Origin of the sequence: Nitratidesulfovibrio liaohensis, from assembly GCF_011682075.1 — a bacterium.
Taxonomy (GTDB): domain Bacteria; phylum Desulfobacterota; class Desulfovibrionia; order Desulfovibrionales; family Desulfovibrionaceae; genus Cupidesulfovibrio; species Cupidesulfovibrio liaohensis.
Genome location: NZ_VSMK01000557.1, coordinates 1 through 1,353 on the forward strand (window position 1 = coordinate 1; position 1,353 = coordinate 1,353).

1 protein-coding gene is annotated in these 1,353 nt (G+C 70.7%); it reads left to right on the top strand.

What is annotated here, in order from left to right; genetic code table 11:
- Positions 1–164 precede the first annotated feature (164 nt).
- The coding region (locus tag FVW27_RS15850) for a cache domain-containing protein (RefSeq protein WP_208294842.1) at positions 165–1,353 on the top strand (1,189 nt) is incomplete at its 3' end.

Genomic DNA, 1,353 nt, shown 5'->3' on the forward strand with positions numbered 1-1,353 from the left:
GCGTACGTGGCGCATGGGGCCGCAACCCGGCGGCCCCCCCGCCAGCCGCCGCGCCGGATCGATGGGGAACCGCGCGCGGTCGTCGGACAGCGGCCACCATGCCCACGTCCGTGGTCAGTTCACTGTGCGCCGCCGGTATGGCGCCAAGGGATCAAGGTGCGGTCATGACCCTTAAACGGCAGTTGCTTCTGGGGTTTCTTTCGGTATTGGCGGCAAGCGGTTTCGGCATCGCAGCCACCCTGTGGTGGGTGGGCGCGGGCGGCATGCACGAGGTGGGGCGCACCAGCGCCGCCGCCCTGCAGGAACGGGCGCAGGGCCAGCTGGCCACCCTGCGCGGCGTGAAGTCTGCCCAGGTGGCCGACCTGATGGAACTGGTGGCCGACCAGCTTGCCGTGTACGCCGGTGACCGCACGGCCATTGATGCCAGCCTGGCCTTTGCCTACGACGTGGACCTGGTGCGCCACGAATCGGAAACCCCGCCGGAAGCACTGGCCGCCCTGCGTCCCGCTCTCGCCGAGGCCGTGGCCGGTCCCGCCTTTCTGGGCTGGAACGCCTTTGCCCGCCACGCAGCCGCCGCGCCCGGCTACTCCCCCCGCCCCGCCGCCGACTACGTCCCCGCGGACCCCAACGCCCAACTGCTGTGGGAACACTACATCCGCCGCAACCCGGCAGCACCGGGCGAGCGCCAGAAGCTGGACGAACCCACGGATCTTGTTTGCGGCTACGTGGACAACCACCTGAAATTCCACCCCGCCTTCCGCGACTTTGCCGAACGGTTCGGCTTTGCCGACGTGCTGCTGCTGGCCCCCGATACCGGGCGGGTACTCTATTCCGTACGCAAGAACCTCGATTTCGCCCAGCGCGTCACCGATGGCCCGTTCTCCAGGACCGGCCTTGCCACCGTGTTCCGGGCGGCGGACGCAGCGGGCAAGGCGGGCCGCGCGGGTGAGGTGGCCCACAGCGACTTTGCCCCGTACGAGCCCGCGGGCAACGCCCCGCGCGCCTTCCTGGCCACCCCGGTGTTCGATGGCGGCAAGGGGGGCAAGTACGCGGCCGTGCTGGCCTTCAGCCTCCCCGTGGCCAAGCTGAACAGCCTGATGCTGTCCGGCGGGCGGTTCGAGGCGTTCGGCCTTGGCAAGACCGGCGAAACCTATCTGGTGGGCCCGGACGGCCTGCTGCGCACCTCGTTGCGCACCTCCGCCGACGAACTGGACGTATTGCGCGACAAGGTGAGCACCGATGCCGTGCGCGCCGCGCTGGAGGGCAACACCGGTCAGGCCCTGACCACGGACCCGCGCGGGCACGCCGTGCTGGCCGCGTGGCAGCCGGTGCAGGTGCTGGGCACCCGCTGGG